At 69.0% G+C, this 22,562-nt stretch carries 24 protein-coding genes; 14 read left to right on the top strand and 10 right to left on the bottom strand.

Annotated elements, in window-relative coordinates:
• The first annotated feature begins 55 nt into the window (after positions 1-55).
• From ACFU97_RS34110 to ACFU97_RS34065, 10 genes are all read left to right on the top strand, one after another.
• Complete coding sequence (locus ACFU97_RS34110; RefSeq protein WP_384264405.1) at positions 56-607, top strand: hypothetical protein; 552 nt, start codon at positions 56-58, stop codon at positions 605-607.
• Between the two features lie 207 nt (positions 608-814).
• Positions 815-1,021 carry a hypothetical protein gene (locus ACFU97_RS34105; RefSeq protein WP_384264404.1) on the top strand — a complete coding sequence of 69 codons (207 nt, stop codon included), beginning with the start codon at positions 815-817 and terminating at the stop codon, positions 1,019-1,021.
• Positions 1,018-1,548, top strand: coding sequence for a hypothetical protein (locus ACFU97_RS34100; protein WP_384264402.1), 531 nt, complete (start codon positions 1,018-1,020; stop codon positions 1,546-1,548). The genes ACFU97_RS34105 and ACFU97_RS34100 overlap by 4 nt, the downstream gene beginning before the upstream one ends.
• Positions 1,549-1,585: 37 nt before the next feature.
• Complete coding sequence (locus ACFU97_RS34095; protein ID WP_384264400.1) at positions 1,586-2,239, top strand: hypothetical protein; 654 nt, start codon at positions 1,586-1,588, stop codon at positions 2,237-2,239.
• A gap of 422 nt (positions 2,240-2,661) precedes the next feature.
• On the top strand, positions 2,662-2,964 hold the full coding sequence (locus tag ACFU97_RS34090) for a hypothetical protein (RefSeq protein ID WP_384264398.1): 303 nt from the start codon (positions 2,662-2,664) through the stop codon (positions 2,962-2,964).
• 58 nt (positions 2,965-3,022) lie between these two features.
• Positions 3,023-4,216 carry an enoyl-CoA hydratase/isomerase family protein gene (locus ACFU97_RS34085; RefSeq protein WP_384264396.1) on the top strand — a complete coding sequence of 398 codons (1,194 nt, stop codon included), beginning with the start codon at positions 3,023-3,025 and terminating at the stop codon, positions 4,214-4,216.
• Positions 4,217-4,257: 41 nt separating this feature from the next.
• Complete coding sequence (locus ACFU97_RS34080) at positions 4,258-5,175, top strand: hypothetical protein (protein WP_384264394.1); 918 nt, start codon at positions 4,258-4,260, stop codon at positions 5,173-5,175.
• A gap of 281 nt (positions 5,176-5,456) precedes the next feature.
• Entirely contained in the window at positions 5,457-5,945 is a 489-nt protein-coding gene (locus ACFU97_RS34075) for a hypothetical protein (protein WP_384264392.1), read from the top strand.
• A 2-nt stretch (positions 5,946-5,947) separates the two neighbouring features.
• Positions 5,948-6,838, top strand: coding sequence for a hypothetical protein (locus ACFU97_RS34070; RefSeq protein WP_384264391.1), 891 nt, complete (start codon positions 5,948-5,950; stop codon positions 6,836-6,838).
• 125 nt (positions 6,839-6,963) lie between these two features.
• Positions 6,964-7,527 (top strand): hypothetical protein, encoded by a 564-nt coding sequence (locus ACFU97_RS34065; RefSeq protein ID WP_384264389.1) that lies wholly within the window; start codon positions 6,964-6,966, stop codon positions 7,525-7,527.
• Positions 7,528-7,582: 55 nt separating this feature from the next.
• On the opposite strand, the gene ACFU97_RS34060 is transcribed toward ACFU97_RS34065, so the two are convergent.
• The 7 genes from ACFU97_RS34060 to ACFU97_RS34030 all read right to left on the bottom strand — a co-directional run bounded on the left by ACFU97_RS34060 (position 7,583) and on the right by ACFU97_RS34030 (position 12,240).
• A complete protein-coding gene (locus tag ACFU97_RS34060; RefSeq protein ID WP_384264387.1) occupies positions 7,583-8,041 on the bottom strand; it encodes a hypothetical protein in 459 nt (152 codons plus the stop codon).
• A 169-nt stretch (positions 8,042-8,210) separates the two neighbouring features.
• Positions 8,211-8,765 carry a hypothetical protein gene (locus ACFU97_RS34055; protein ID WP_384264386.1) on the bottom strand — a complete coding sequence of 185 codons (555 nt, stop codon included), beginning with the start codon at positions 8,763-8,765 and terminating at the stop codon, positions 8,211-8,213.
• A 47-nt stretch (positions 8,766-8,812) separates the two neighbouring features.
• Complete coding sequence (locus ACFU97_RS34050; RefSeq protein WP_384264384.1) at positions 8,813-9,424, bottom strand: hypothetical protein; 612 nt, start codon at positions 9,422-9,424, stop codon at positions 8,813-8,815.
• Entirely contained in the window at positions 9,421-10,083 is a 663-nt protein-coding gene (locus ACFU97_RS34045) for a hypothetical protein (protein ID WP_384264382.1), read from the bottom strand. The genes ACFU97_RS34050 and ACFU97_RS34045 overlap by 4 nt, the downstream gene beginning before the upstream one ends.
• A 32-nt stretch (positions 10,084-10,115) precedes the next feature.
• A complete protein-coding gene (locus ACFU97_RS34040) occupies positions 10,116-11,501 on the bottom strand; it encodes a hypothetical protein (protein WP_384264380.1) in 1,386 nt (461 codons plus the stop codon).
• Positions 11,502-11,504: 3 nt separating this feature from the next.
• Positions 11,505-11,822, bottom strand: coding sequence for a hypothetical protein (locus ACFU97_RS34035; RefSeq protein ID WP_384264378.1), 318 nt, complete (start codon positions 11,820-11,822; stop codon positions 11,505-11,507).
• A 118-nt stretch (positions 11,823-11,940) separates the two neighbouring features.
• Complete coding sequence (locus ACFU97_RS34030; protein ID WP_384264376.1) at positions 11,941-12,240, bottom strand: WXG100 family type VII secretion target; 300 nt, start codon at positions 12,238-12,240, stop codon at positions 11,941-11,943.
• Between the two features lie 293 nt (positions 12,241-12,533).
• On the opposite strand from ACFU97_RS34030, the gene ACFU97_RS34025 reads away from it, so the two are divergent.
• Positions 12,534-17,150 carry an FtsK/SpoIIIE domain-containing protein gene (locus ACFU97_RS34025; protein WP_384264374.1) on the top strand — a complete coding sequence of 1,539 codons (4,617 nt, stop codon included), beginning with the start codon at positions 12,534-12,536 and terminating at the stop codon, positions 17,148-17,150.
• A gap of 97 nt (positions 17,151-17,247) precedes the next feature.
• Here the strand turns inward: ACFU97_RS34025 and ACFU97_RS34020 are convergent, their stop codons facing one another.
• Both ACFU97_RS34020 and ACFU97_RS34015 read right to left on the bottom strand, forming a co-directional pair.
• A complete protein-coding gene (locus ACFU97_RS34020; RefSeq protein WP_384264372.1) occupies positions 17,248-19,020 on the bottom strand; it encodes a serine/threonine-protein kinase in 1,773 nt (590 codons plus the stop codon).
• A 56-nt stretch (positions 19,021-19,076) separates the two neighbouring features.
• On the bottom strand, positions 19,077-19,925 hold the full coding sequence (locus tag ACFU97_RS34015) for a menaquinone biosynthetic enzyme MqnA/MqnD family protein (protein ID WP_384264370.1): 849 nt from the start codon (positions 19,923-19,925) through the stop codon (positions 19,077-19,079).
• A 305-nt stretch (positions 19,926-20,230) separates the two neighbouring features.
• Here ACFU97_RS34015 and ACFU97_RS34010 point away from each other — a divergent pair, with 305 nt between their 5' ends.
• Positions 20,231-20,434, top strand: coding sequence for a cold-shock protein (locus ACFU97_RS34010; RefSeq protein ID WP_003992177.1), 204 nt, complete (start codon positions 20,231-20,233; stop codon positions 20,432-20,434).
• Between the two features lie 117 nt (positions 20,435-20,551).
• On the opposite strand, the gene ACFU97_RS34005 is transcribed toward ACFU97_RS34010, so the two are convergent.
• Complete coding sequence (locus ACFU97_RS34005; RefSeq protein ID WP_384264368.1) at positions 20,552-21,127, bottom strand: helix-turn-helix domain-containing protein; 576 nt, start codon at positions 21,125-21,127, stop codon at positions 20,552-20,554.
• Between the two features lie 69 nt (positions 21,128-21,196).
• Here ACFU97_RS34005 and ACFU97_RS34000 point away from each other — a divergent pair, with 69 nt between their 5' ends.
• Both ACFU97_RS34000 and ACFU97_RS33995 read left to right on the top strand, forming a co-directional pair.
• Positions 21,197-21,895, top strand: a complete 699-nt coding sequence (locus tag ACFU97_RS34000) for an AzlC family ABC transporter permease (RefSeq protein ID WP_384264366.1) — start codon at positions 21,197-21,199, stop codon at positions 21,893-21,895.
• A complete protein-coding gene (locus tag ACFU97_RS33995) occupies positions 21,892-22,206 on the top strand; it encodes an AzlD domain-containing protein (protein WP_384264364.1) in 315 nt (104 codons plus the stop codon). The genes ACFU97_RS34000 and ACFU97_RS33995 overlap by 4 nt, the downstream gene beginning before the upstream one ends.
• The last annotated feature ends 356 nt before the right edge of the window (positions 22,207-22,562 follow it).

Raw genomic sequence — 22,562 nt, 5'->3', positions numbered from 1 at the left:
GAATCAGGACATGGGAAGCTCCGCCAAACCACGCCGCCGTAGAGCTGCGGCGCCAATGCTGCAGTACGAGCGTCACCGCGGCAGGTCGGACTCGGCCGGAACCAAGGAGAAGAAGAGCGGGGAGTACACCTCTGGATGCCTGATCGCCCTGCTCGTCGTGACGGCACTCCTCCTCACCGCCACTCTTGACTGGTTCTGGGGCGACGGCACTTGGCACTGGGCCGCCGAGGCCTGGCCGGGCGGTGCGTACGCCTTCGCGGTCTGCGTCGGAGTCGCCGGCCCCTGCCTGGTCACCCTTTCGGTGCTCTCCCTGAGCAGCCTGAAGGGGAAGCCCTGGAAGCAGCACAGGGTCCGCACCCTTACCAAGGCGGGCCTCGGTATCGCCTCGGCAGCCTCACTCGTGCCCTACGTGGCTCTCGTCTTCAACACTCAGGACACGGGCAAGTGGGGGCGAGGCCGCTCGACTCCGCCGAGTTGGGCCTTCAGCCACTACCCCTGGCTCTGGGCGGTCGGACTACTCTCCAGCGTCGCGACGATCGGCCTTCTCGTCTGGTTCTTCGTCGCCCGCGGTCGACGACGCGACGCTACGGAAGTCGTCGCGGCGTGACCAGGGAATGAAGGCGACCAAGGACCGCAAGTGAGCCGAGACCACAGCACTTCTTCGTCGTTGGACCGACTCACAGCACTCGCCCCTCCCCCGTCCCCAGCCGAGACTCCGGACTGGAAGGGAACCGAGCGGGCGCTCGGCTCACCACTCCCGTCGGCATACCAGCTGCTCGTCGAGCGCTACGGATGCGGAAGATTCGGCGACCACATGCGCCTGTTCGCGCCTCGGCGTCACGCCCAGGACTTCGACATCGTCACCAACAACGTCGAATACGCCGAGAACATGGAGGACTTGTGGGAGGGCGAGCCCGACGCACCCGACGACATCGGAGAAGGTTCCGAGAACATGCGCGAACCCCTTCCTCGCCCGCTTTCACGTCACTCGACACCCAACGCCCAAGTAACGAGTAAATGACCTCAACTCTCTGCAGACTGATCGACATCGCGCCGCCCCCACAGACGCTCTCGGCAGCCGCGGAATGGGCACCGGTAGAGGCCGCCCTTCACCGCGAACTCCCGCCGGATTACAAGGAACTGGTCGACTCGTACGGTTCCGGCGCCTTCTGCGGTCTGCTGGTCGCCACCGACGTCCGGAAGCGGTACGACATCGTCGAGTTCAACGACGGACGCAGCGACTTCGCGGCGGAGATCTGGGAGGAGGAGGAGGACGAGAAACCGCACGAGTTCAGCGCCGACAACGGCTACGAACTCATCGCCTGGGCGAAGACCATCGACAGCGACACCCTCAACTGGCTCGCCCACGCCGACCAGAAACCCGAAGCCTGGCGCACCCTGCTCGTCTCCCAGGACCTGGCCGAGGCATGGGAACACCACGACGCCCCGGCGGCGACCGTCCTCCTCGGCCTGCTCACCGGCGAGATCACCTCGGACATCGTGACACCCGACCTGTCGACCGTGACCTTCCAGCCGTACACGACGTAGTTCCGACCATCTCCAGACTCACGGGGAGTCCAGCGCTGTGAAGCACCACACTTCGCCCGCCGCCATGGCATTGGCCGCGACCGCAGCCGTACTACTGACGGCCTGCGGAGGGGGAAGCGACAACAGCAAGGGCGACGCCAAGACCGCGGTGTCCACACCGAAGAGCGAAACCTCGGCTTCGCCGCACGCTAAGGCCTCCAGCTCCACCGACCGACCGGCGATCACCTTCCCGTCCGACGCCAAGAATGTCTTCGAAGACCAGAAGACAGGAAACGCGACGAAGGACGCGGTCCTTGCGGACAGCGCACTGAGCGTCAGTTCAATGGACGACGCGATCTTCAAGGGAAGCACGGACACAAAGGCTCTTGGTTTCTACAACGCAGGCAAGGCCTTGAACACGGCGGTCACCTTTGTGCAGGGGTATATCGACAAGAACGACACCTGGATCGGTGAAACCCGCTACTTCGACCGCAAGGTAACCCTCACGGGGGCCAGTAAGGCATACGTGACCTACTGCTCCGACGAAAGCAAGTCGTTCCTCAAGAACAAGAAGACCAAGAAGGTCGACAACACGCCGACCTCAGCTGACAGCTACGTGCTCTACCACACCGTGCTCGCCAAGAGTGCCGAAGGCACCTGGCAGACCACCGACATCGTGTCGAACAGAGGGGACAAGGCCTGCCAGCCTTAGGTGCAGCCTTAGGGGATCACTGACGAACCGAGCGGAAGGGCGCTCGTGACGACCGCCCTCCCGTGCCTTCTGGTCGTGGTGGGCTCCGGTACCGCCTCGCCACCTGGTGCCGCGGCACGCTCGAGCGGGATCGGCACACATTCCACACACTCAAGGGGTCCGGTGCGCCCTGAATTGCGCCGGTTCGCAGTGCGATCCGCGCTGGCGACATCAGGAACCTCGTGGATAGCGTCTGTGTTCTTGACGCACTTCAGTCTCACGGGGAGTCCATTGTGAAGCGCCGCACGCAGTCCGCTGCCGTCTTGCTCGCCACGACCGCCGGCTCGTGATCGTGCACGGAACCCCAGCCGTCAACCGCTGATCAGAATTGGGCGGTCCGCGCAGCGGCGGATCGCGCACTTCCCGTAGACACCGGATCTGCCATGAGTGATCTCCGACTCGAAGACACGATCTTCCAGGACCTGAAGAAGACGTTCTCCTCCATCAGCGACCGTATGGACACGGCCCGCCGCACCCTGAAGAGCACCGACGCCTCGGCCGTCGGCGACGGCAAGCTCATCGACGACGTCCACGACTTCGCCGACGACTGGGCCTACGGCATCAAGCAGCTCGGCAAACACACCGAGGGCGCCGTGAAAATGATCAACAAGATCGGCGAGAGCTTCGGCAAGCTCGACTACGACCTGGCCCACTCCCTCAAGGCCCCGCAGCAGAAGGGCAAGTGACGTGGCTGGTCAGCGGCCCGCGTTCCCGCACATAGGCTGGGACCCGACGCCGGGGAACGTGGACGACACCCGGGAACTCGCCAAGCAGATCGGCAAGTTGGCGGGTGACCTCGGTACCGCCGTCAAGGAGCTGGACGAGGTCGGGGCGGGCGCCTGGAAGGGCAAGACCGCGATCGCCTTCGTCGAGTACGTCGGCCAGGACGTCACCCCCCTCATCCGCAAGAGCTACGACTCCTTCGACAAGGCCTCGCGAGCCCTGCACCGCTGGGCCAACGAACTCCAGCACTTCCAGGAGCGGGCGGACCGGCTGGAGAAGGCCGCCGGCGAGAAACTCGACGCCAAGTCGAAGGCCGAGGGGAAGGCCGACGGCAAGGGCAGCGACGACCTGGCCAAGGCCTCCAGCGCGGTGGACGGCGTCATCCAGAAGGTCCACGAGCTGGAGGAGGACTACCGGCACGCCGCCCGGCAGATCAGCAAGGAGCTGGACAAGGCCGGTGACATCGCGCCGGACGAGCCCGGATTCTGGGACAAGCTGGGCAACGCCGTCTCGGACGCCTGGGACGCCACCGGCGACTGGATCAAGGACCATGCCGACCTGATCAAGATGATCGGCGATGTACTCAGCGACATCACGGCGGTGCTGGGCATGCTCGCCATCGTCACGCTGCCGTTCCCGCCCCTCGCGGCCATCTTCGGTACGGCCGCACTGATCGGCAGCGGGCTCGCCCTGGCTGCCCACGGCATCGCCAAGGCTGCAGGCGCTGACGTGAGTTGGATGACGCTCGGTACTGACGCGCTGGGGCTGATGCCGGGCATCGGCATGTTCGGCAAAGGGATCAAGGTTGCCGGCAAGACCGCCGTCGCAGCGGAAGAGGCGGCGTCAGCCACCACCAAACTGCTCGGTACGGGCTTCAAGGCCACCAGCCTGGGCAGGTCACGTGTCCTGTTCGCCATGGGCAAGGCTTCGGACGGACTGACCCAAGGACTCGGCAAGGCCGGCTTGGTGAAGATCGGCGGGATGTCCGACCATGTCTTCGAGGTTTCACACGCGACCAGCGGCCTGTCGTCACGGATGGGAGGCCTTGTCAATGCCGGCTATCGCGAGGGGCAATGGCTGGGATCGAAAGGTATCAACACGTTCACCAAGTTCAACGTGGATCCGATCAGTGGTCTCGGTAGGGCAATCGACGGCAGCATGAAGATTGCGCCCAAGATTGGCACATCCATTGCACAGGCCGTATCCGGGAACTAGTTGGAAGAGCGAGGGCGCCGTATGAGGAAGTGCGTGCAGCAATGAAGATCTGGCAGCCCGAACCGGGGGAGACGCTGCTTTCCCGCACCCCCGTCACCTTCGCCACCGGCGCTGCAACCCGGGTCAGGGGCATGCGCTGGTTCCGTGACACCCAGCGCAACGACATTCAGCATGAGTTGCCGGGCTGGCCCGGGGGCCCTTCCTATGTGGCCCGCTCGACCGGCGGCGTAGTTGCCCAGAAATCCCTGAAGGCCACCGCGATGGCCGTGGGCGCAGCCACCCTGGCCTTCCTCAGCTCCGCAGGGGGCAACATCAGCGGTGGCGGCCAGTCCGACGATTCGGGTTCGGACACCCCGGACGATCCGGCCGACGAGGTGGATGACTTTCCCGTCATGTGGGCCGCCGCCGGCACCACCGCACGCACCCTCCCCTGGCAGTTGGACCCCGGGCGCTCGGACGAGAAGCACTACCGCACCCACTTGATCGTCACCGACCGCAGGCTGGTCATCGTCGGCCTCCCCTTCCACAAGAAGGATCTGGAGCGCATCGACGACGAACTGCTCTGGGAATGCGCCCGCACCGACATCAAGAGCATCGAACTCAAGAATTTCAAGGACGGATACGACTTCAAGGTCACCTTCATGGACGGCTCATGGTGCAGGCTGCGTTCCGTCTGGCGGGTGAGGATCATGCAGTACCTGGTGCCCCCACGCGATGTGGTATCTCTCGATTCCCTGACTCCGGAACAGCGAGAAACAGTTTCGAACTTTGCCACGCAGAACCAGATGCCGGATTCCGTGTCACCCATCATCAGCCGCAATCCGACCGGTCGATTGCGAGTGGACATCCTCCTCCCGAGCAGGTTCACGTCTGCCTTCGGGGCTTCGGAGGCGACCATGACCATGGACTCCGCAGGGCAGAAGGTCGACATCGACGACTACCTTCCCGAGGACTTCTGACCTATGTCGGCCCTCACTTCACTCGGAATGGCTTCTCTTCGATGACGTCACCTGCAGCGCTTCCCCCGCCGCTCACCGATCCTCCACCCATCTGGTTCCTCGCTCCGGAGGGATTCTTCGCCCTCCCTCTCGCCGCCACCCCTGACGAACGAGCACGGCTTGCCGATTCCTTCGTACGTGAGCTGTACTCCCGTGGCGACGAGGCCGTCTGGGATCCTGCCGCTCCCTACTTCACGGCGATAGCCGAACTCATGGAGGACACAGGCGTCTCGTACGCTGCCATGGGCCTGTTCTCCACCTCGGAGGAAGAGCGGACTCCCGACGGGGACGTGGCCAGGCACGACCTCTCCGACGGTGCGGCCCAGTGCGTCTTCACCTTGTCCGCCGTTCCCACCGACCAGGCTGAGGGTGCCGTCGACGTTGTCGCGCAGGGAATTCTCGCCACCCTCTCCACCGACCCGTACGACGACGTCCAATGGCTTGATCTTCCGTGTGGTCCGGCAGTCTCCTGCGTCACCTGGCGTCAGTTCCGGCTGAACCCGGAGGTCACGGAGAGCGGCGAGGCGACCGGACTCGTGACCGCACAGATCCAGGTCCACGCCCCGTTTCCCACCGGCCCGTTCACGGCCGTCTTCACGCTCTTCACCGCGGCCGTGGACTATTGGCCCCGCTTCATCGACATGATGGGCGCCATTCTTCGGACGGTCTCTTTCACAGATCCGCTGGAAGAGCTGTCCGAGGACGAATCGTCGACGGCCCAGGCGGAGTAGCGATGGACTGGTATCCCCATGCGGACGAGGACCTGCTGCTCAGGACCACCGCCAAGTTCGCCACCGGCATCTCGCCCGCCGTCGCGGGTTCCCGGTGGTTCCGGGACGCCGAGCGCAACGACATCCAGGGCGAGCTTCCGGGCTGGCCCGAAGGTCCTTCCTACTCCCTCCACTCGACCGGGGACCGCGTCGCGCAGCGCACCGGCCGGGCCTTCCTGGTCGGGATCCCGCTGATCGCCAACATCATCGCGAACATCGGTGGAGCCTCCGGATCGCCCTTCGGCGACGTCGCCGTGCGGGGCAAGCCGGAGGAGCCGGAGAACGAGGTCCAGGACTTCCCGGTCATGTGGGCCGCGCCTGCCGCCCTGGCACGCACCGTCCCCTGGCAGCTCGACCCGGCCCGCCGCCCGAAGGGCTACGCCACCGACCTCGTCCTCACCGACCGCCGCCTGCTCTTCCTGGGCACCCGGACGGGCACGCTCGACAAGGCCGACGTCCTCGCCGAGTTCCCTCGTGAGTCCGTCGCCGGCGCCCGGCGGATGACGTACAGCGAGATCGAGGCGGACGTCCGGCTGGCCTTCGCCGACCAGTCCTGGATCCGCCTCTTCGCGGGCAATCCCGACAGCGCCGAGCGCCTGTCCCAACTGCTCGCGGGGACGGTCCGAAACGTTCCCCAGAACGAACTGACCACCGGCCAGCGCGAGCGCCTGACCCGCTTCCTGGCCGAACTCCCGGCCAACGCCCAGGCCCCACTCCTCACCCGCCTGCCGAGCGGAATCGTCATGGTCGAGGTGAACGTGCCCGCCAAGGCGTCCAAGGACCTCCATGAGACCCACTCGATCTTGATGGGGGCCTCGGGAGAGGCGGCCAAGCCGGAACCGGGTGACCTGTAGCGGTGGCCAACTCCGGCGGGCATCCTTCCGCTTCGCCCGCACCTGCTTCTTTCTGGACTTTCTGGACCGCGCCTCTCCCGCAGGCACCCGGCGCGGCCGACGGCTGGCCCGATGGCGTTTCAAGGTTGCGGGACCAGGCGGACGCGCTCACCGCACTCCTTCGTGAGGACCTGTCTCGTCGGCGTGCTGTCGCATTCCTGCTGTGTGCAGGCGTCGTCACGCTCGCCGTCGGTTTGGCGTCGGCGATGGTGATCACTGCGGACGGAATCACCACGGCCGACGTACTGGGCGTCATGATGCTCGCGCTCGTCGCCGTACCGGCACTGCTGGGATTGCGAGCCCTGCGTAGACGGGCGGGCAGGCGCTTCGAGTTGATGCGGCAGTGGGCGGCGGTGGATCGCGGGCACGCCGCAGCGGTCCCCACGCGCTATGGCACGACGGTCTATCCGCATCCGCGCTTCTTCAACGCAGGCGTGGTCCTCGCTGCTGCGCTGCTCCTCGCCCTGGCTGTTGGTGTCGGTGCCGACCGCTCCGACGGCGCTGAACTCGCCCTGCTGCCCTGTCTGAGCGTCGCGGGGCTCTTCGCCTGGAGCACCGTCGCAAAATACGCGGGCCGCCATCGCTGGGCCGCGCGGGAACGGATGATGCGTATCCAGGCAGCGGGGAGCGCCGGCCAGCACGGGGGCTAGATGGTTGTCTCCCCGGACACAGGGAGGACGACGAGCCCTGCGCACCGGGCGCTTGCTACAGTCCGCCGCCCGGCAGCGCGTCCTCCGGGACGTCTGCCTCCCTGGCCTTGTCCCCCGCCTCCAGCTGATCGGCGTATCCCGCCTCGGTCCACACCAGCTTCTTGAACTGTTCCGGGGTGAGGAAGCCCTGCCACGGTGTACCGGCCGGGCAGAAGACGCCGGCGCAGGCGTAGCAGTACAGCGCCGGCCGCCACAGTCGCTCCGCCCGTGAGGCACCGGCCTCGGCGGCGGCCTTCTCCCGCGAGTCGCCGCGGACGACCGCGATGGTTCCGGCGAAGCAGACCAGGGCGAACAGGACACCGCCGGCCAGGTACAGGGTCTTGTGCTGCTGGACGCCCGTGTACGCGAGGGCGATACCGATGCCGGTCAGCACCATGCCTTCCGCGAAGTACATCAAGCCGTCACCGGACTTGTCCGGCCCAGGTGCCAGCCGGCCGTAGAGGCCCTCGCGCATCGCGCCCTTGCCCCGAGCGCGCCTGCTCGACCGTCCGCACCTCGTCGCCACCGCAGTTCGGACACGTCTCAACTGGCCTTCCGGCCGACTCGGTTGCCATGTCGATCAGCCTATCGACCGCCTGTGCACGGGCGTTCGGGCGCTGTTCGGTGGCGGCTCAGGCCGTGGTTCAACTGCGGCGTGCCGCGCGGCTCTTGCCTCCGCCCCGCCTGCGGAGCTTCCGCAGGCGTTCGCGTTCCTCGGCGCGTCTGGCCTCGGCTCGGGTGGTGTGGCGGTGGCGGAGGAGCCAGGCCAGGGCGGCGGCACCTATCACGTACGCGGCGAGCGCGCTCCACGCTCCGGTGATGTGCTCACACCCTTGCCGGTAGGCAGGGCAGTTCCGCCCGGGGAGGGCGGCGAGCACGTACATCAGGGGTCCGAAGGCCGCCACGGCGGACGCGGCGGCTGCGATTCCTTGTACGGCCTTCGACGGCGTCGTGCCCGAGGCCGAGGTCGAGGGCGACGCCGGGGCCGTGAAGCGCAGGAGGTACGTGGCGCCGATGACCGTCAGCAGCCCGAGCGCCGCCCCCACCACCCATGGCGCGCCCGGCCGGCCCAGCAGGTCCGGCGCGGTCGTACGGACGAATCGGCGCCACGTGCCGAGGGCCAGGAAGGCCACTGCCGCCGCGGCCACCACCGCGACGCCGGCCGCGGCGACACCGGTGCCCGTACGGGTCCGGGACACTCCCGACCGGGTCTCTCCGGTCCGGGACGCTCCACTCCCCCGGTCCGTCAGTCCCAATGCAGTGTCCCCGCCACCGTGTCGAACAGCTCCACCATCTGGTCCGCGAGCGGGTCGACGGGTGTGGAGAAGTTCAGCAGCAGCCAGCGCATGCTCGCCGGGATCGGCACGTAGTACGTGAGGGTCGTGGTCGGCAGGGTGTTGCCCAACTGCTTCTCGGGATCCGGCGCTTCGCGTTGGCGGTGGCGCACGGCCCGACCTGCCACCGCCAGCTCGACGACACCCAACTCGCCCTTTTCGCCGAGGTCTTGTCCTGCCAGATGTTCGGCCAGCGCGTCGGCGTCCGACGTCTGCGGCCATTCGTCCGGCCCGGGGATGCTGATGAGCAGCGAGGACGCGAGCGGTACCGGGCCGATGGTCATCGTGGAGAGATAGAGCTCGGTGCCCCCGACCTTGTAGGCGTCCTTCGCCTTCCGCTGGAGGTCCAGCATGAACTGCTTCTTGATGTGGGGGGCGTTGTCCACCCCCCGGAACGTCAGGTCGGCCAGGGCGATGATGCCCCTGTCCCGGTCATCCGGGTCGAGCGGGATCTGGAACCACCCGTCCGGGACGACGACGTTGTAGTCCTTGGGCGGCGAGGTGAACTGGTCGGCGGTCTTCACGTGGTGCCTCCGTCGGCGGGGGTTGCGGTGCCTCCCGTCGGAAGCGGTGTGATGCGCAGGGTCCGTACCGCCTCGTCGGCCAGCTCCGTGATCTCCTCGGTGAGAGCGATCTTCTCCCAGGTCACGGTGACGACGATGAGGCTCTGCATGCCGGGCGGGAAGACGGCGTACTTGACGAACTCCGTCAGCTTCCTGCCGAAGCCGAGCATCCGCCTCACCTGGAGCATGGACTGCACGCGGACGGCGGGCCCTGCGGCCAGTTCGAGGTGGGTGATCTGGGGCTCGCCGGTGACCTGGGCATTTCCCCATTCCAGAAGCAGCGGGACGATCTCGTCCGCGCCGGGGCGGGGCACCCCCTCGTCGCCGTAGGAGTCGACCATGAGGTTGGCCAGGGCCTCGCCCGCCTCGGAGTAGTACGCCGCCGCGAGGGTGGGCACGTCCTCGTTGAGGTCGACGGCCCGCTCGACCATGTCGTCGAAGACCGCGCTCTTCTCGATCTCCAGGGCGAGCGGGTTGAGCCGGTTGACGACCTCCGTGGCCAGTCCCTTGGCCTCGGCCTTCGTGCCCTCGCGCAGCGTCAGGTCGATCCAGCCCGGCCGGAACTCGAAGGTACATTCGAAGGTTTCGTCCAGGGGTGCGCCCTCGTCGGGTGCCGTCATGCTCATTCCTTTCGCGGGGCGTGGTCGTCGGCTCAGCCGAGGAGCGGGTCGAGGTTGCCGTCCAGGCCCAGGCCGCCCAGGGTAATCCCGGCTCCGGCTAGGGACATACGGCCGGCCGTCTTGGAGATGGTGTTGAGCGCTGTTCCGTCGAATTGACTGGCCAGCGCCGCTGTGCCCAGTTTTACGGATTTCAGGTCGGACGCGACCCCGGGATCGGCCATGGAGAACGACTTGGGGATTCCCTTGAACAGACTGCCCCCACCACGGAGTTGCAGCTCGTTCTTGGCCAGGGACCAATTCCCGCCGCCGGGCTTGAGCGCCTTGAGGTTGTCGCTCCACGCGGACTTGGAGAAGGGCTCCGTGAACGGTTCCTTGATGGATTTCCAGACGTCGCCCTTGCCGAGTTTGAACTGTTTCCCGGACAGCCTGCGCAGGTTCTTGTTGGCACGGCTGAGCTGCCGGGCGGTCCGGGCGACACCGGCTTTGCCGAGCTTGCCCAGCGCTCCCTTGGCGAACTTTCCCGCGATCTTGGAGAATCCCTTGCCGACGCCCATCAGCACGAATCCGAGAGCCGCCATCCCCAGGTCCAGCCAGTCCGCGTTTCCTTGCAGAACCTGGACGAAGGTGGCGATGAAGTTGATCAGTGTCGCGATCATGGCGATGGCGCCCAGTACCCCGGCCAGGGCTTGGCCGATCACCGGGATCCAGCCCACGACCAGGGACAGGATGCCGCAGACGGTGGCGATCCAGGAGGTGACCGATGCGATGTCGTCGACGAGGGTCTCCCAGAAGCCGTCCTTCAGGGAGTCGTGGTTGATCACCGCGTCCAGGGAATCCCGTGCGCGCTTGGCGGCGTCGTCGCGAATCTTCTTCGCTTCGTTGATCTTCTCCCGCGCGGCGTTGATCTCGTCGCCGGCGGTGTCCCGCTTCGTCTCCAAGTCCTTGCGGTCCTTGTCGACGTCCTCTTTCTTCCGGTCCTTGCCCGACAGACCGTCAATACTCTTCTGCGCGGCGCCTTTTCGCTCGTCCGCGTCCTGGGCGTCCTTGAGCGCGGCGTCGGCCATCTCCTGGGCGCGGTTCAGGTCGGACGCGTAGTTGCGCGGACTCGCGTGCAGCTTGTCCTGGTATCCGCCGCCCACTTCGTCGACCCGGCTGCCGATCGCCGTGGCGGCGGTGTCGTACCGCTTGAATGCGGCCTCGAGCTTCTTGACGTTGCCCTTGGCCTTCTCGCGGAACTCCTTGCCGGACTTGTTGTCCCAGGCGTCCACCTCGGCAACGGCCTTCAGATTGCGGATCTGACGCTCGAGTTCGTCCGCGGTCTTGCGCATTTGCTTGCCCAGCGCCGCCATACGATCCGGATCACCCGGAATGGGGTCGCTGTCCGCGACCGGATGCCAGTCACGCGGCCTTCCCGCCATCGGTCACTTCCCCTTCTTCGGATCCTGGGCGCCGCGAATCGCCTCGGCCAGCTGGTGGTCGATGTCCTCGTACGCCTCCGCCGCCGCCTTGGCGATCTGCGACAGGGCGTCGATCTCATCGGTCAGCCGCTTGCGGCTGAGCTTCCAGTTGTCGGCGAAATCACCGAACTTGTCCGCCAGGTCCCCGTTGCCGAAGTCGTCCTCGTACTTGCCGCCCAGATCCTCCAGGCCGTCGAACGCCTTCTTGATGCTGCCGAGCCCTCGCCCCATGCCCTTGATCACGTCAAGGTCGAGCCGCGTGTGATCGTTCTCGCCGCCCATGGCACCCCCGTGCAAAGTTGCAGACTTGCTTGAATGACTGAATGTTGCGCAGAACGCAACTGTGCGACGGGGCGCCTCGCGCTCCGTCGCACAGGAGTGACTGCTCTCGCCGGGCGGACTAGCCCTTGGCGCTCTTCGCCAGCTGGTCGTCCAGGTCCTCGTACGCCTTCTTGGCGTTGGTCAGGAACTTGGACAGGCCTTCCAGGCCCTTGATGGTCTTCGCCGCGCCCTTGGTGAAGTCCTTGATGGACTCGTCGTAGGCGCCGGAGGCCTTCTGGGTGGTGAACCCGTTCTGCACCAGGTGCTCGACACGCTTCTCGATGCTCTTCAGCATGTCTTCCATGTCGCCCATGGCTTTGATGAGCTCGCCGGCCTCCTTCTCCATCTCGGAGTAAGTGAGGTCTGTGTCTTTGGCCATGACGGCTCTCCCTCCCGTTGCGGTCGCCGCAGGGCCTTCCCCCGTGGCTTGCCTGATGCGGTCCGCGCGGTCGCGTACCGGCCGTCCGCATGAGCAAAGATCTTACGGGTGGGGCTGGTGTGATGACAGGGATGCCTGGCAACGGAAGCGTGAACCAGTGCACACCACGGCGCATCGCCGGACTGTGAAAGCAGTGTGCAGCCCGTTGCGCAGGTGAAAGATGCGGCGGCTAATGTCACTCCCATTGTGTTCAGCGTTCCGGGGGCGGCCTCAGCCCAGCGAGGAGGACGAACGTGCGCCTGAGTCTGACCGTTGTCGACCCCATGGTCGGCGCCAGCGCCGACGTGGTGCTGGACGCGGATCCGGAGTCGTCGGTCGGCGACATCACTCGGGAGCTGGCGCGGCACGTCGGCCTCGACGGTGGTGCGCAGATCATCCCCATCGGCGGGCACGCGAACCCCAGTGGTGCCCCGCAGGCGTTCGTCGACGGCTACGCACTGGACGACGGCGCGAACATCGTCGGCTCGCCCCTGCGCGACGGCGTCGTCGTCAGCCTGCACGATCCGGCCGGCTGCCTCCTCGGCGAGCCCACCGGTGTCGTCGAGTTCCGCGTGGCCGGCGGCCCGGCCGCCGGTGCCGTGCACCGGCTGGGCGTCGGGCGCTACGACATCGGCAGCGGCGCCGCCGCGCACATCCGCATCGACGACCCCGAACTCGCCGAGCGCGCCGCCTCCTTGTCCATCGCCATCGACGGCGCCTGCACCGTCACCCTGCACGGCGTCGAGAAGAAGGACGTCGAGAAGAAGGACACGGCCGACAGGAGGAACGACAAGGGAAGCGAAGAGAGCGGCGGCGACCAACCCCGCCTCGACGGCGAGGACTTCGAGGGCGGCTCCTGGCCGCTCGGTTCCCAACTCTCGCTCGGCAACACCCTGTTGGAGATCGACGGGTACGCCCCGCCCAACGCCGCCCTGAAGTGGTCGGACGACGGCTCCGGGCTCGACTACAACCGGCCGCCGCGGCTGCGCCCGGCCGAACGCACGACGCACTTCCGGCTGCCCACGCCGCCCAAGGAGTTCGAGGCACGGCCGCTGAACTGGCTGATGGCGCTGGCGCCCCTGGTCGGTGCCGTGGTCTCGGTCATGATCTTCGGCAGGTGGTACTACCTGATCATGGCGCTGATGAGCCCCCTGATGCTCTTCGGCAACTACTTCATGGACAAGAAGCACGGGCGCAAGTCCCATGCGAAGCAGGTCAAGGAGTACAAGGAGCACAAGGAGCGGATCGAGAAGGACGCCCAGGACGCCCTGCGCCTGGAGCGGACGGACCGGCGCAGCGCCATCCCCGACCCCGCCTCCGTGCTGGCCTTCGGCACCGGGCCGCGCACCCGCCTGTGGGAGCGGCGGCGTACGGACGCCGACCATCTGCTGCTGCGGGTCGGCACCGGCCGGGTGCGCTCCGAGGTGGTGCTCGACGACCCGGAGCAGGACGAGCACAAGCGCCAGGTGACGTGGCGGCTCGAGGACTCGCCGGTCGCGCTGCCGCTGAAGGACCTCGGCGTCGTCGGTATCGCCGGCCCGGGTGACTCCGCCGAGGCGCTCGGGCGATGGGCCGTGGCGCAGACCGCCGTGCTGCACAGCCCGATGGACGTGCAGTTCTACGTGCTCACCGAGAACGACGCGCACCAGCGCTGGGACTGGGTGCGCTGGCTGCCGCACGCGCGTCCCGCGAGCGGGCAGGACGTCAACGTCCTCATCGGGACGGATTCCGAGACCGTCGGTGCGCGGGTCGGTGAGCTGACCCAGCTGCTCGACGCGCGGCAGAAGGCCCTCAAGGAGGGCGGCCGCGGCGCCGACGGCCCCGCCTTCTCCGACCCGGACATCGTGGTCGTATGGGACGGTTCGCGGCGGCTGCGGTCGATGCCGGGTGTCGTACGGCTGCTCCGGGAGGGGCCGGCGGTCGCCATCTACGCCATCTGCCTCGACGAGGAGGAGCGGTTCCTGCCCGGCGAGTGCCAGGCCTTCGTGGTCGCCGAGCCGTTGCGCCGGGACGACACCGCCGCCGCCTCGCCGATGGGCGCCCCTCAGGCGTCCGCCGGCGGATTCCCCTCCTTCCAGGGGTGGCACCAGAACGCCCGGCAGGCCGAGGAGGTCCAGGAGCAGGCCCTCGAACTGCGCCTGCGGGTCGAGCAGACCGGCGCCCGGCGCAGGACCGGTGTCCGGCCCGACTTCGTCTCCAGCGCCTGGTGCGCCCGCCTGGCCCGCTCGCTGTCGCCGCTGCGCGACATCAGCGGCGAGACCGAGGACTCCGCGCTGCCCGCCGCCAGCCGGCTGCTCGACGTGCTGCGGCTGGAGCCGCCGACGCGCGACGCGATCGCCGCCCGGTGGCGCATGGGCGGGCAGTCGACGATGGCGGTCATCGGTGAGTCGTACGACGGCGCGTTCGGCATCGACATCCGGCGGGACGGCCCGCACGGCCTCATCGCCGGTACGACCGGTTCCGGCAAGTCGGAGCTGCTGCAGACCATCGTGGCCGCGCTCGCGGTCGCGAACACCCCCGAGAACATGACGTTCGTCCTCGTCGACTACAAGGGCGGATCGGCGTTCAAGGACTGTGTGAAGCTGCCGCACACCGTCGGCATGGTCACCGACCTCGACGCGCACCTCGTCGAGCGCGCCCTGGAGTCGCTGGGCGCCGAGCTGAAGCGGCGCGAGCACATCCTCGCCGCCGCCGACGCCAAGGACATCGAGGACTACCAGGACCTGGTGAAGCGGGATCCGTCGCATGCGCCGGTCCCCCGACTGCTCATCGTCATCGACGAGTTCGCCTCGATGGTGCGCGACCTGCCGGACTTCGTGACCGGTCTGGTCAACATCGCCCAGCGCGGCCGTTCGCTCGGCATCCACCTGCTCCTGGCCACCCAGCGGCCGTCCGGCGTCGTCTCCCCCGAGATCCGCGCCAACACCAACCTCCGTATCGCGCTGCGCGTGACCGACGCCGGTGAGTCGACGGACGTCATCGACGCACCCGAGGCCGGGCACATCAGCAAGAGCACCCCCGGTCGCGCCTACGTCCGGCTCGGCCACGCCTCGCTCATCCCCTTCCAGTCGGGCCGCGTCGGCGGCCGCCGCCCCGGTGCCGCCGACCCGGCGACGCTCGCGCCGTGGGCCGGCGCCCTGGCCTGGCAGGACCTGGGGCGTGCCGCGCTCACCAAGCCCAAGAGCGAGGCCCGCGAGGACGACGAGATCACCGACCTCAAGGTGCTGGTGGACGCCGTACGCGAGGCCAACACGGCGCTGGGGATCCCGGCCCAGCACTCGCCGTGGCTACCCGCCCTGGACGAGATGCTGCTCCTGGACGACATCCCGGCGGTGCGCGGCGCGGGGGCGCTGCCGGCGGCCCCGTACGGCATCGAGGACCTGCCGGCCGACCAGGCCCGCCGGCCCGTGGTCGTCGACTTCGCCACCTTCGGGCACGTGCTCGTCGCGGGCGCGCCGCGCAGTGGCCGGTCCCAGATCCTGCGCACCATCGCGGGATCGCTGGCCCGCACCCTGTCGTGCGCCGACGTCCACCTCTACGGCATCGACTGCGGCAACGGCGCCCTCAACGCGCTGACCCGGCTGCCCCACACCGGCGCTGTCGTCAGCCGCAACCAACTGGAGCGGGTCGTCCGGCTGTTCAACCGGCTGACCGGTGAACTCACCCGGCGCCAGGAGCTGCTGGCCGACAAGGGCTACGCCGACATCGGCGAGCAGCGGGCCTCCGCGGCCGAGGACGAGCGGCTGCCGCACATCGTGGTGCTGCTCGACCGCTGGGAGGGCTGGCTGCCCACGCTCGGCGAGTACAACCACGGTGATCTCACCGACCAGTTGATGGCGATGATGCGCGAGGGCGCGAGCGTCGGCATCCACATGGTGATGACGGGCGACCGCCAGCTGCTGACGGGCCGGATCTCCTCCCTCACCGAGGACAAGTACGGTCTGCGGCTCGCGGACCGTGGCGACTTCTCGATGCTGGACATCAACGCGCGCAAGATTCCCGAGGAGATCCCGCCGGGGCGCGGCTTCGCCAGTGAGACGGCGACCGAGACCCAGTTCGCGCTGCTGGCCGAGGACACCTCCGGTCAGGGCCAGGCCGCCGCGCTCGTCGCGATCGGCGAGGCCGCGGCGGCGCGGGACGGTGAAGTGCCGCGCTCGCGGCGCCCGTTCCGCGTCGACGTCCTGCCGAGCCGGATCTCCTTCGCCGACGCGTGGGCCATGCGCGACCCGGCGACGGCCGCCGGCCCGCTGTGGGCCCTGGTGGGCGTCGGCGGCGACGAGCTCACCGCCTTCGGACCCGACCTCGCCCAGGGCATCCCGGCGTTCGTGATCGGCGGACCCGCGAAGTCCGGGCGCAGCACGGTGCTGGTGAACATGGCGCGTTCGTTCCTGGCGCAGGGCGCGCGGGTGGTCCTGGCCGCGCCCCGGCCCTCCCCGCTGCGCGAACTGGAGGGGCAGGACGGGGTGCTGAAGGTCTTCACGGGCCGCGACATCGACGAGGACGAGCTGGAGGCGCTCGTCGAGTCGGCCGGTCCCGAGCAGCCGATCGTCGTCCTGGTCGACGACGCGGAGGTGCACGACGACTGCGACGCCGAGGACGTGTTCAAGCGGATCGTCGAGCGCGGCGCCGAGGAGGGCCTGGCCGTCGTCATCGCCGGTGACGAGGAGGAGATCTGCGACGGCTTCTCCGGCTGGCAGGTGGAGATGAAGAAGGCCCGCCGCGGCATCCTGCTGTCTCCGCAGGACAGTTCGGCGGGCGAGTTGATCGGCATCCGCACCAACCGGAGCATGGTCGGCGGCTCCGTCACCCCGGGCAAGGGGATGCTGCATCTGGGCAGCGGGGAGCATGTGACGGTCACGACGCCGATGTAGTGCGCCGGATGGCACGACCACGTACGAGGGCCGCGGGACGAGCCGGATCCCGCGGCCCTCCGCATGCCGGGTGTCGGACGGCCCGGTCTCGGGGGCGTCAGTCGATCTTCGACATCCGGGCCGTCGGATTCCCCTCCGCCTCGCTGTCCGACGCGTACTTCAGGTCGTCGCCGACGTGCGACAACCGGACCGTGTGGGGTGTGGGGTTGCAGCCGCTGTGGTTGGACTTGGCGCCGACCGAGGTGGCGACGATCTGCTGTGCGGTGACCGTCTTGACGGTCAGGATGTCGTTGCAGACACCGCCGAGCTGGTCGGTCTGGCGGAGTCTGCCGAGTTCCTCGCCGACGGACGCGGGGTGGACGGTCAGGCGGAAGGTGCCGACCGGGAGGGTGCCGTCGAGGGCGAGGGCCTGGCCCTCCCAGGTGCCGAGGTAGGAGGCGGGGACGGCGGAGGACGCGGCGCCGGTCGGCTTGGGGCTCGGTCGGGCGGTGGTGCTCGGGGTGGCGGCCGTGCTCGGCCCGCCGGTGGTGCTCTGCGTCGCGCTCGAAGTCGGCTCGCTGCCCGCGCTGTTGTCCTTGCTGCCGTCCCCGTTGCCGGGCAGCAGGTCGAACAGGAACGCCGAGCCCACCGTCACGGCCGCGAGCGCGCCCGCGACCGCCAGCGCCACCGTGCAGCTCATCCGGCGTCCCCGCCCGCCGTCGCCCGGCCCGGACGAGGCGGCCACGGAGACGGAGAGCCTGCCGGGGGGCGCGTCCCGCGGCTCGGGCACCGACGGCGGCGCGGACGCCGGCATCACCGGTGCCGGACCGAACTCCCCCACCGTCCGCCATCCGGCCCCTTCACCGCCCGAGGTCACCTCGCCGGACGTCGCCTCACGGGAAGACGCGCCGTCGGACGCGGGCGTCACCCCGTCGGCGACCGACAGGCTGCTGAACCCGACCGGCCCCGAGGCCACTCCCGCCCCCGCCCCGGACGTCGCCTCCAGATTCAGCAGTTGTACGGCGCTGCGGCTCACCTGTTCCACCAGCGTGCCCGGCAGCCAGCCCGCCGTCACCAGCCGGGCGGTGCCCTCGGGGGCGAGCCGTCGCGCCAGTTCGGCCGGGGCCGGGCGCGCGCTCGGGTCCTTGGCCAGGCACGCCTGCACCACCTCGCGCAACTCCCCGTCCAGGGAGCCGAGTTCGGGCTCCTCGTGGACGACCTTGTAGAGCAGCGCGGCCGAGGAGTCGCCCGGGAAGGGCGGTTCACCCGTCGCCGCGAAGGCCATCACCGCACCCAGCGAGAAGACGTCGGCCGCCCCGGTGGCGCCCTTGCCGAGGATCTGCTCGGGGGACATGTAGCCGGGCGAGCCGATGGAGACGCCGGTGGAGGTCAGGGACGCCGTGCCGTCCGTGGCGCGGGCGATCCCGAAGTCGATCAGGAGCGGGCCGTCGAGGGTGAGCAGGACGTTGGAGGGCTTCACGTCCCGGTGGACCAGGCCCAGTTCGTGCACCGCCGCCAGCGCTTCGGCCAGCCCCGCGCCCAGCACCCGTACGGAATGGGCCGGCAGCGGGCCGCCGTCCGCGACCGCCCCCGCGAGGGACGGGCCCGCGGCGTACCCCGTGGCGACCCAGGGCACGGCGGCCTCCGGGTCGGCGTCGAGGACCGGGGCCGTCCAGGCGCCGCCGACCCGCCGCGCCGCCTCGACCTCGCGGCGGAAGCGTGCGCGGAACTCCTCGTCGAGGGCGAAGTGCGGGTGCACGATCTTGACCGCGACCGTACGGCCCCCGGCACTGCGCCCCAGATAGACGCGGCCCATGCCGCCCGAGCCCAGCCGGCCGAGCAGCCGGTAGGGCCCCACGACCGTAGGCTCGTCGACTCCCAGTGGCTGCATGGCGTCACCCCTCCCCCGTACCACGAGAAAAGGGTAGTGCGCCGTTCCCCTGCGGCTTACGGCTGCAGCAGATCCACCTTCACGTCCGCCGGGAAGCCGGTCGTCGGCCCGACGCGCCGGGCGAACTCCTCGACCGCGGCCAGCTGCGGGGCGCCGAAGCGGAAGTCCAGGGTCGTGAAGTACTGCTCCAGGACCTTCTCGTCGAAGGCCTCCCAGCGGGCCGCCTGTTCGGCGACCTTGCCGACCTCGTCCAGGGAGAGGTTGCGGGAGGCGAGGAAGGCCTCGTGCACCTTGCGGGTGATCTCCGGCTCGCGTTCGAGGTAGTCGCGGCGGGCGGCCCAGACGGCGAAGACGAACGGCAGGCCGGTCCACTCCTTCCACATGGCGCCGAGGTCGTGCACCTCGAGGCCGTAGCGGGGACCGTCCAGCAGGTTCGCGCGCAGGGCCGCGTCGCCGATGAGGACGCCGGCCTCGGCCTCCTGCATCATCAGGCTCAGGTCCGGCGGGCAGGTGTAGTAGTCGGGCTGGACGCCGTGGCGCTCGGCCAGCAGCAGCTGGGCCAGGCGGACGGACGTGCGCGAGGTCGAGCCGAGGGCGACACGGGCGCCGTCCAGCTCCGACAGGGGGACCTGCGAGACGATCACGCAGGACATCACCGGGCCGTCGCATCCCACCGCGATGTCCGGGAAGGCGACCAGTTCGTCCGCGTGCTTGAGGAACTCGACCAGGGTGATGGGCCCGATGTCGAGGTCGCCCTGCACCAGCTTCTCGTTGAGCTTGTCCGGGGTGTCCTTGGTCAGCTCGAAGTCGAGAAGCGTGCCCGTTCTCGCGAGCCCCCAGTAAAGGGGCAGGCAGTTCAGGAACTGGATGTGGCCGACGCGCGGCCGGGTGCGAGAAATGTCCACATCGCGAGACTAGCCCCCATGGGGTACGGTGCTGCGTTCAGGGTGGCGCGGAACCGTCACCGTCTTCCCGTCAAGCTCACCCGCCCCTTTCAAACATCTGGGTGACGTGATCTTGACCTCTATTGCTTTCGGCTGCCCGCGTGCTAGGCTCGCCGCAAGTTGCAGTTTGGTTTCCCTTGCAGTACAGAGCCTGCGGAGCATGTAACCGCGGGCTCTAGTCGTTTTCAGACGTATGCAGTTGTGCGGCACAGTTTCACACTTGCAGGTTCTGGAGCAGGGCGACCCTTTGGGCCCAAGGAGGGCTTATGGCTACCGGAACCGTGAAGTGGTTCAACGCCGAAAAGGGCTTTGGTTTCATCGCCCAGGAAGGCGGCGGCCCCGACGTCTTCGTTCACTACTCCGCGATCAACGCGAGCGGCTTCCGCTCGCTGGAGGAGAACCAGCAGGTCTCCTTCGACGTGACCCAGGGTCCGAAGGGCCCGCAGGCGGAGAACGTCACCCCCGTCTGATCATTCGGTCTCGGAGCCTGGTGCTTTGATCCGGAACTGAGAGCAGTACCCAAGGAGCCCCGCGCCGCAAGGCAGCGGGGCTCCTGCCTTTTCTCCCGCCCTTCCCGGCGCGGCGGTTCATACGTGCTGCATGATCAGCACGAACGTCGTCCCGGCCTCCAGCGCCTCGTACGCGTGCGGCACGTCCCCGCGGTAGGCCATGTAGTCCCCGGGCCCCAGCTCGGTCCGCTCCTCCAGCGGCCCGGCCATCACCCGGCCGGTGCTGACCACGATGTGCTCCACGGTTCCCGGGATGTGCGGCCGCGAGTCGCGTACGGAACCGGGCTCCAGCCAGACGCGGTAGATGTCCCGTCGGGCGCCGGGCGGGCTGACCGCGAGCAGCGAGGCCGTGTAGCTGGACTGCTCGGAGTGCACGGCCGGGCCCTCGCCCGCCCGGATCACCTGTACGGCCGGCACCGGCGGCTCCACCAGCGTGCCGAACGGCACGCCGAGCGCCACGGCCAGCGCCCAGATCGTCTCCATGCTCGGGTTGCCGCTCGCCGCCTCCAGCTGGGACAGCGTGGATTTCGCGATTCCGGCCCGTTTGGCCAGCTCGGAGAGGGAGAGCCCGGCGCGGGTGCGTTCGCGGCGCAGGGCCGCGGCGATCCAGTCGAGGGGGAGCCGGGAGGGCGGGGGCTGGGGTACGTCGGGCACTTCGTTCGCTCCATCGGTACGTTTCGTTCGGCTTGACGAACAGGGTAGCTGCTGTTCATTCTAGGAAACATGCGTTCGCTGCACCGAACATCCCTGGCGTCCCGCGCACCGCGGCGGGACCTCGTCCGCGACAGTTCACTCGTCTGGCTCGCCGGCGGGATCGTCGGCGTGTCCTTCGGCGCGATCTCCGTGGCCGGCGGGCTGCCGGTGTGGGTGCCGGTGGTGATGTCACTGATGGTCTACGCGGGCTCGGCCCAGTTCAGCGCGGTCGGGGTGCTGCTGGCCGGGGGCGATCCGCTCGCCGCGGCCGCCACGGGGCTGCTGCTCAACATCCGCACGGCCGCCTTCGGCCTCGCCGTCGCGGACGTGGCCGGGCGGCGGTGGCCGGCGCGGCTGCTCGGGGCGCACCTGGTGACCGACGAGACGGTGGCCTTCACCCTCGCCCAGGCGGATCCCGGACGGCGCAAAGCGGCGTTCTGGATCTCCGGGCTCGGCCTGTTCGCCGTGTGGAACGTCGGCGTCCTCGCGGGCGCGCTGGCCGGGGACGCCCTCGGCGACACGGCGAAGTACGGCCTGGACGCGGCCTTCCCCGCCGTCCTCGTGGCGCTGGTCCTGCCCGCCCTGCGCACGGACACGCGGGTACGGCGCTGCGCTCTGGCCGGGGCCGCGGTGGCCTTGGCCGTGACACCGGCCGTCCCGGCGGGCGTGCCGGTGCTGCTGGCACTGGCGGGGCTGTTCCTGCACGGCCGGACGGAGGCGGAAGCGTGAACGGCACGGTGCTGCTGATCCTGGCCCTGACGGTGGGCACGTACGCCTTCCGCCTGGTGGGGCCGGTGCTGCACGGACGGGTACAACTGCCGGCACGTGTCCAGGAGTTGTCGTCGGCAGGTGCGGTCGTCCTGCTCACCGCACTCCTGGCGACGGGCGCCCTGACGGAGGGCGGCGACCCCGCCGGCTGGGCACGGCCGGGCGGTGTGCTGGTGGCGGGAGTACTGGCGTGGCGACGGGCACCCTTCGTGGTGGTGGTACTGGGGGCGGCGGCAGCAGCCGCGGGGCTGCGGTTGGCCGGGGTGGCGTGACCGGCCCGGCGGCGCGCTGTCGATGGCCGCGATGGCGCGACCGCCCGGCGCGATGCCGCCGGACGCCGGGATGGCGTGACAACCCGACGCGGCACGGTCGATGCCGGGGTGGCGTGACCGGTTCGGCACGGCACTGCCGGTGGCCGGGGTGGCGTAACCGCCCGGCGCGGCACTGCCGGACGTCGCGATCGCGCGACCGACCGGCACGACACCGCTGAAGACCGGGATCACGCGATGACCCGGCGCGGCGCACCCTGACGTCGGGATGGCGTAACCGCCCGGCGGGGCGCTGTCGGTGGTCGCCGGTAGCGTGCGCGTCCATGACCGACGTCGACTTCCTCATCGCTACCCGTACC

This window comes from Streptomyces sp. NPDC057616, assembly GCF_042800575.1.
Classification (GTDB): domain Bacteria; phylum Actinomycetota; class Actinomycetes; order Streptomycetales; family Streptomycetaceae; genus Streptomyces.
Note: the sequence above shows the minus strand (reverse complement) of the source record. Positions and strands in the feature narration are given on the sequence as shown.

Coding starts and splice junctions, on each gene's coding strand:
- ACFU97_RS34020 (WP_384264372.1), bottom strand. CDS start 19,020: ATGCAGCCACTGGGAGTCGACGAGCCTACGGTCGTGGGGCCCTACCGG.
- ACFU97_RS34045 (WP_384264382.1), bottom strand. CDS start 10,083: ATGACGGCACCCGACGAGGGCGCACCCCTGGACGAAACCTTCGAATGT.
- ACFU97_RS34080 (WP_384264394.1), top strand. CDS start 4,258: ATGAAGATCTGGCAGCCCGAACCGGGGGAGACGCTGCTTTCCCGCACC.
- ACFU97_RS34060 (WP_384264387.1), bottom strand. CDS start 8,041: ATGCGCGAGGGCCTCTACGGCCGGCTGGCACCTGGGCCGGACAAGTCC.
- ACFU97_RS34075 (WP_384264392.1), top strand. CDS start 5,457: ATGGGCCTGTTCTCCACCTCGGAGGAAGAGCGGACTCCCGACGGGGAC.
- ACFU97_RS34040 (WP_384264380.1), bottom strand. CDS start 11,501: ATGGCGGGAAGGCCGCGTGACTGGCATCCGGTCGCGGACAGCGACCCC.
- ACFU97_RS34105 (WP_384264404.1), top strand. CDS start 815: ATGCGCCTGTTCGCGCCTCGGCGTCACGCCCAGGACTTCGACATCGTC.
- ACFU97_RS34000 (WP_384264366.1), top strand. CDS start 21,197: ATGCGTTCGCTGCACCGAACATCCCTGGCGTCCCGCGCACCGCGGCGG.
- ACFU97_RS34035 (WP_384264378.1), bottom strand. CDS start 11,822: ATGGGCGGCGAGAACGATCACACGCGGCTCGACCTTGACGTGATCAAG.
- ACFU97_RS34070 (WP_384264391.1), top strand. CDS start 5,948: ATGGACTGGTATCCCCATGCGGACGAGGACCTGCTGCTCAGGACCACC.
- ACFU97_RS34030 (WP_384264376.1), bottom strand. CDS start 12,240: ATGGCCAAAGACACAGACCTCACTTACTCCGAGATGGAGAAGGAGGCC.
- ACFU97_RS34110 (WP_384264405.1), top strand. CDS start 56: ATGCTGCAGTACGAGCGTCACCGCGGCAGGTCGGACTCGGCCGGAACC.
- ACFU97_RS34090 (WP_384264398.1), top strand. CDS start 2,662: ATGAGTGATCTCCGACTCGAAGACACGATCTTCCAGGACCTGAAGAAG.
- ACFU97_RS34100 (WP_384264402.1), top strand. CDS start 1,018: ATGACCTCAACTCTCTGCAGACTGATCGACATCGCGCCGCCCCCACAG.
- ACFU97_RS34010 (WP_003992177.1), top strand. CDS start 20,231: ATGGCTACCGGAACCGTGAAGTGGTTCAACGCCGAAAAGGGCTTTGGT.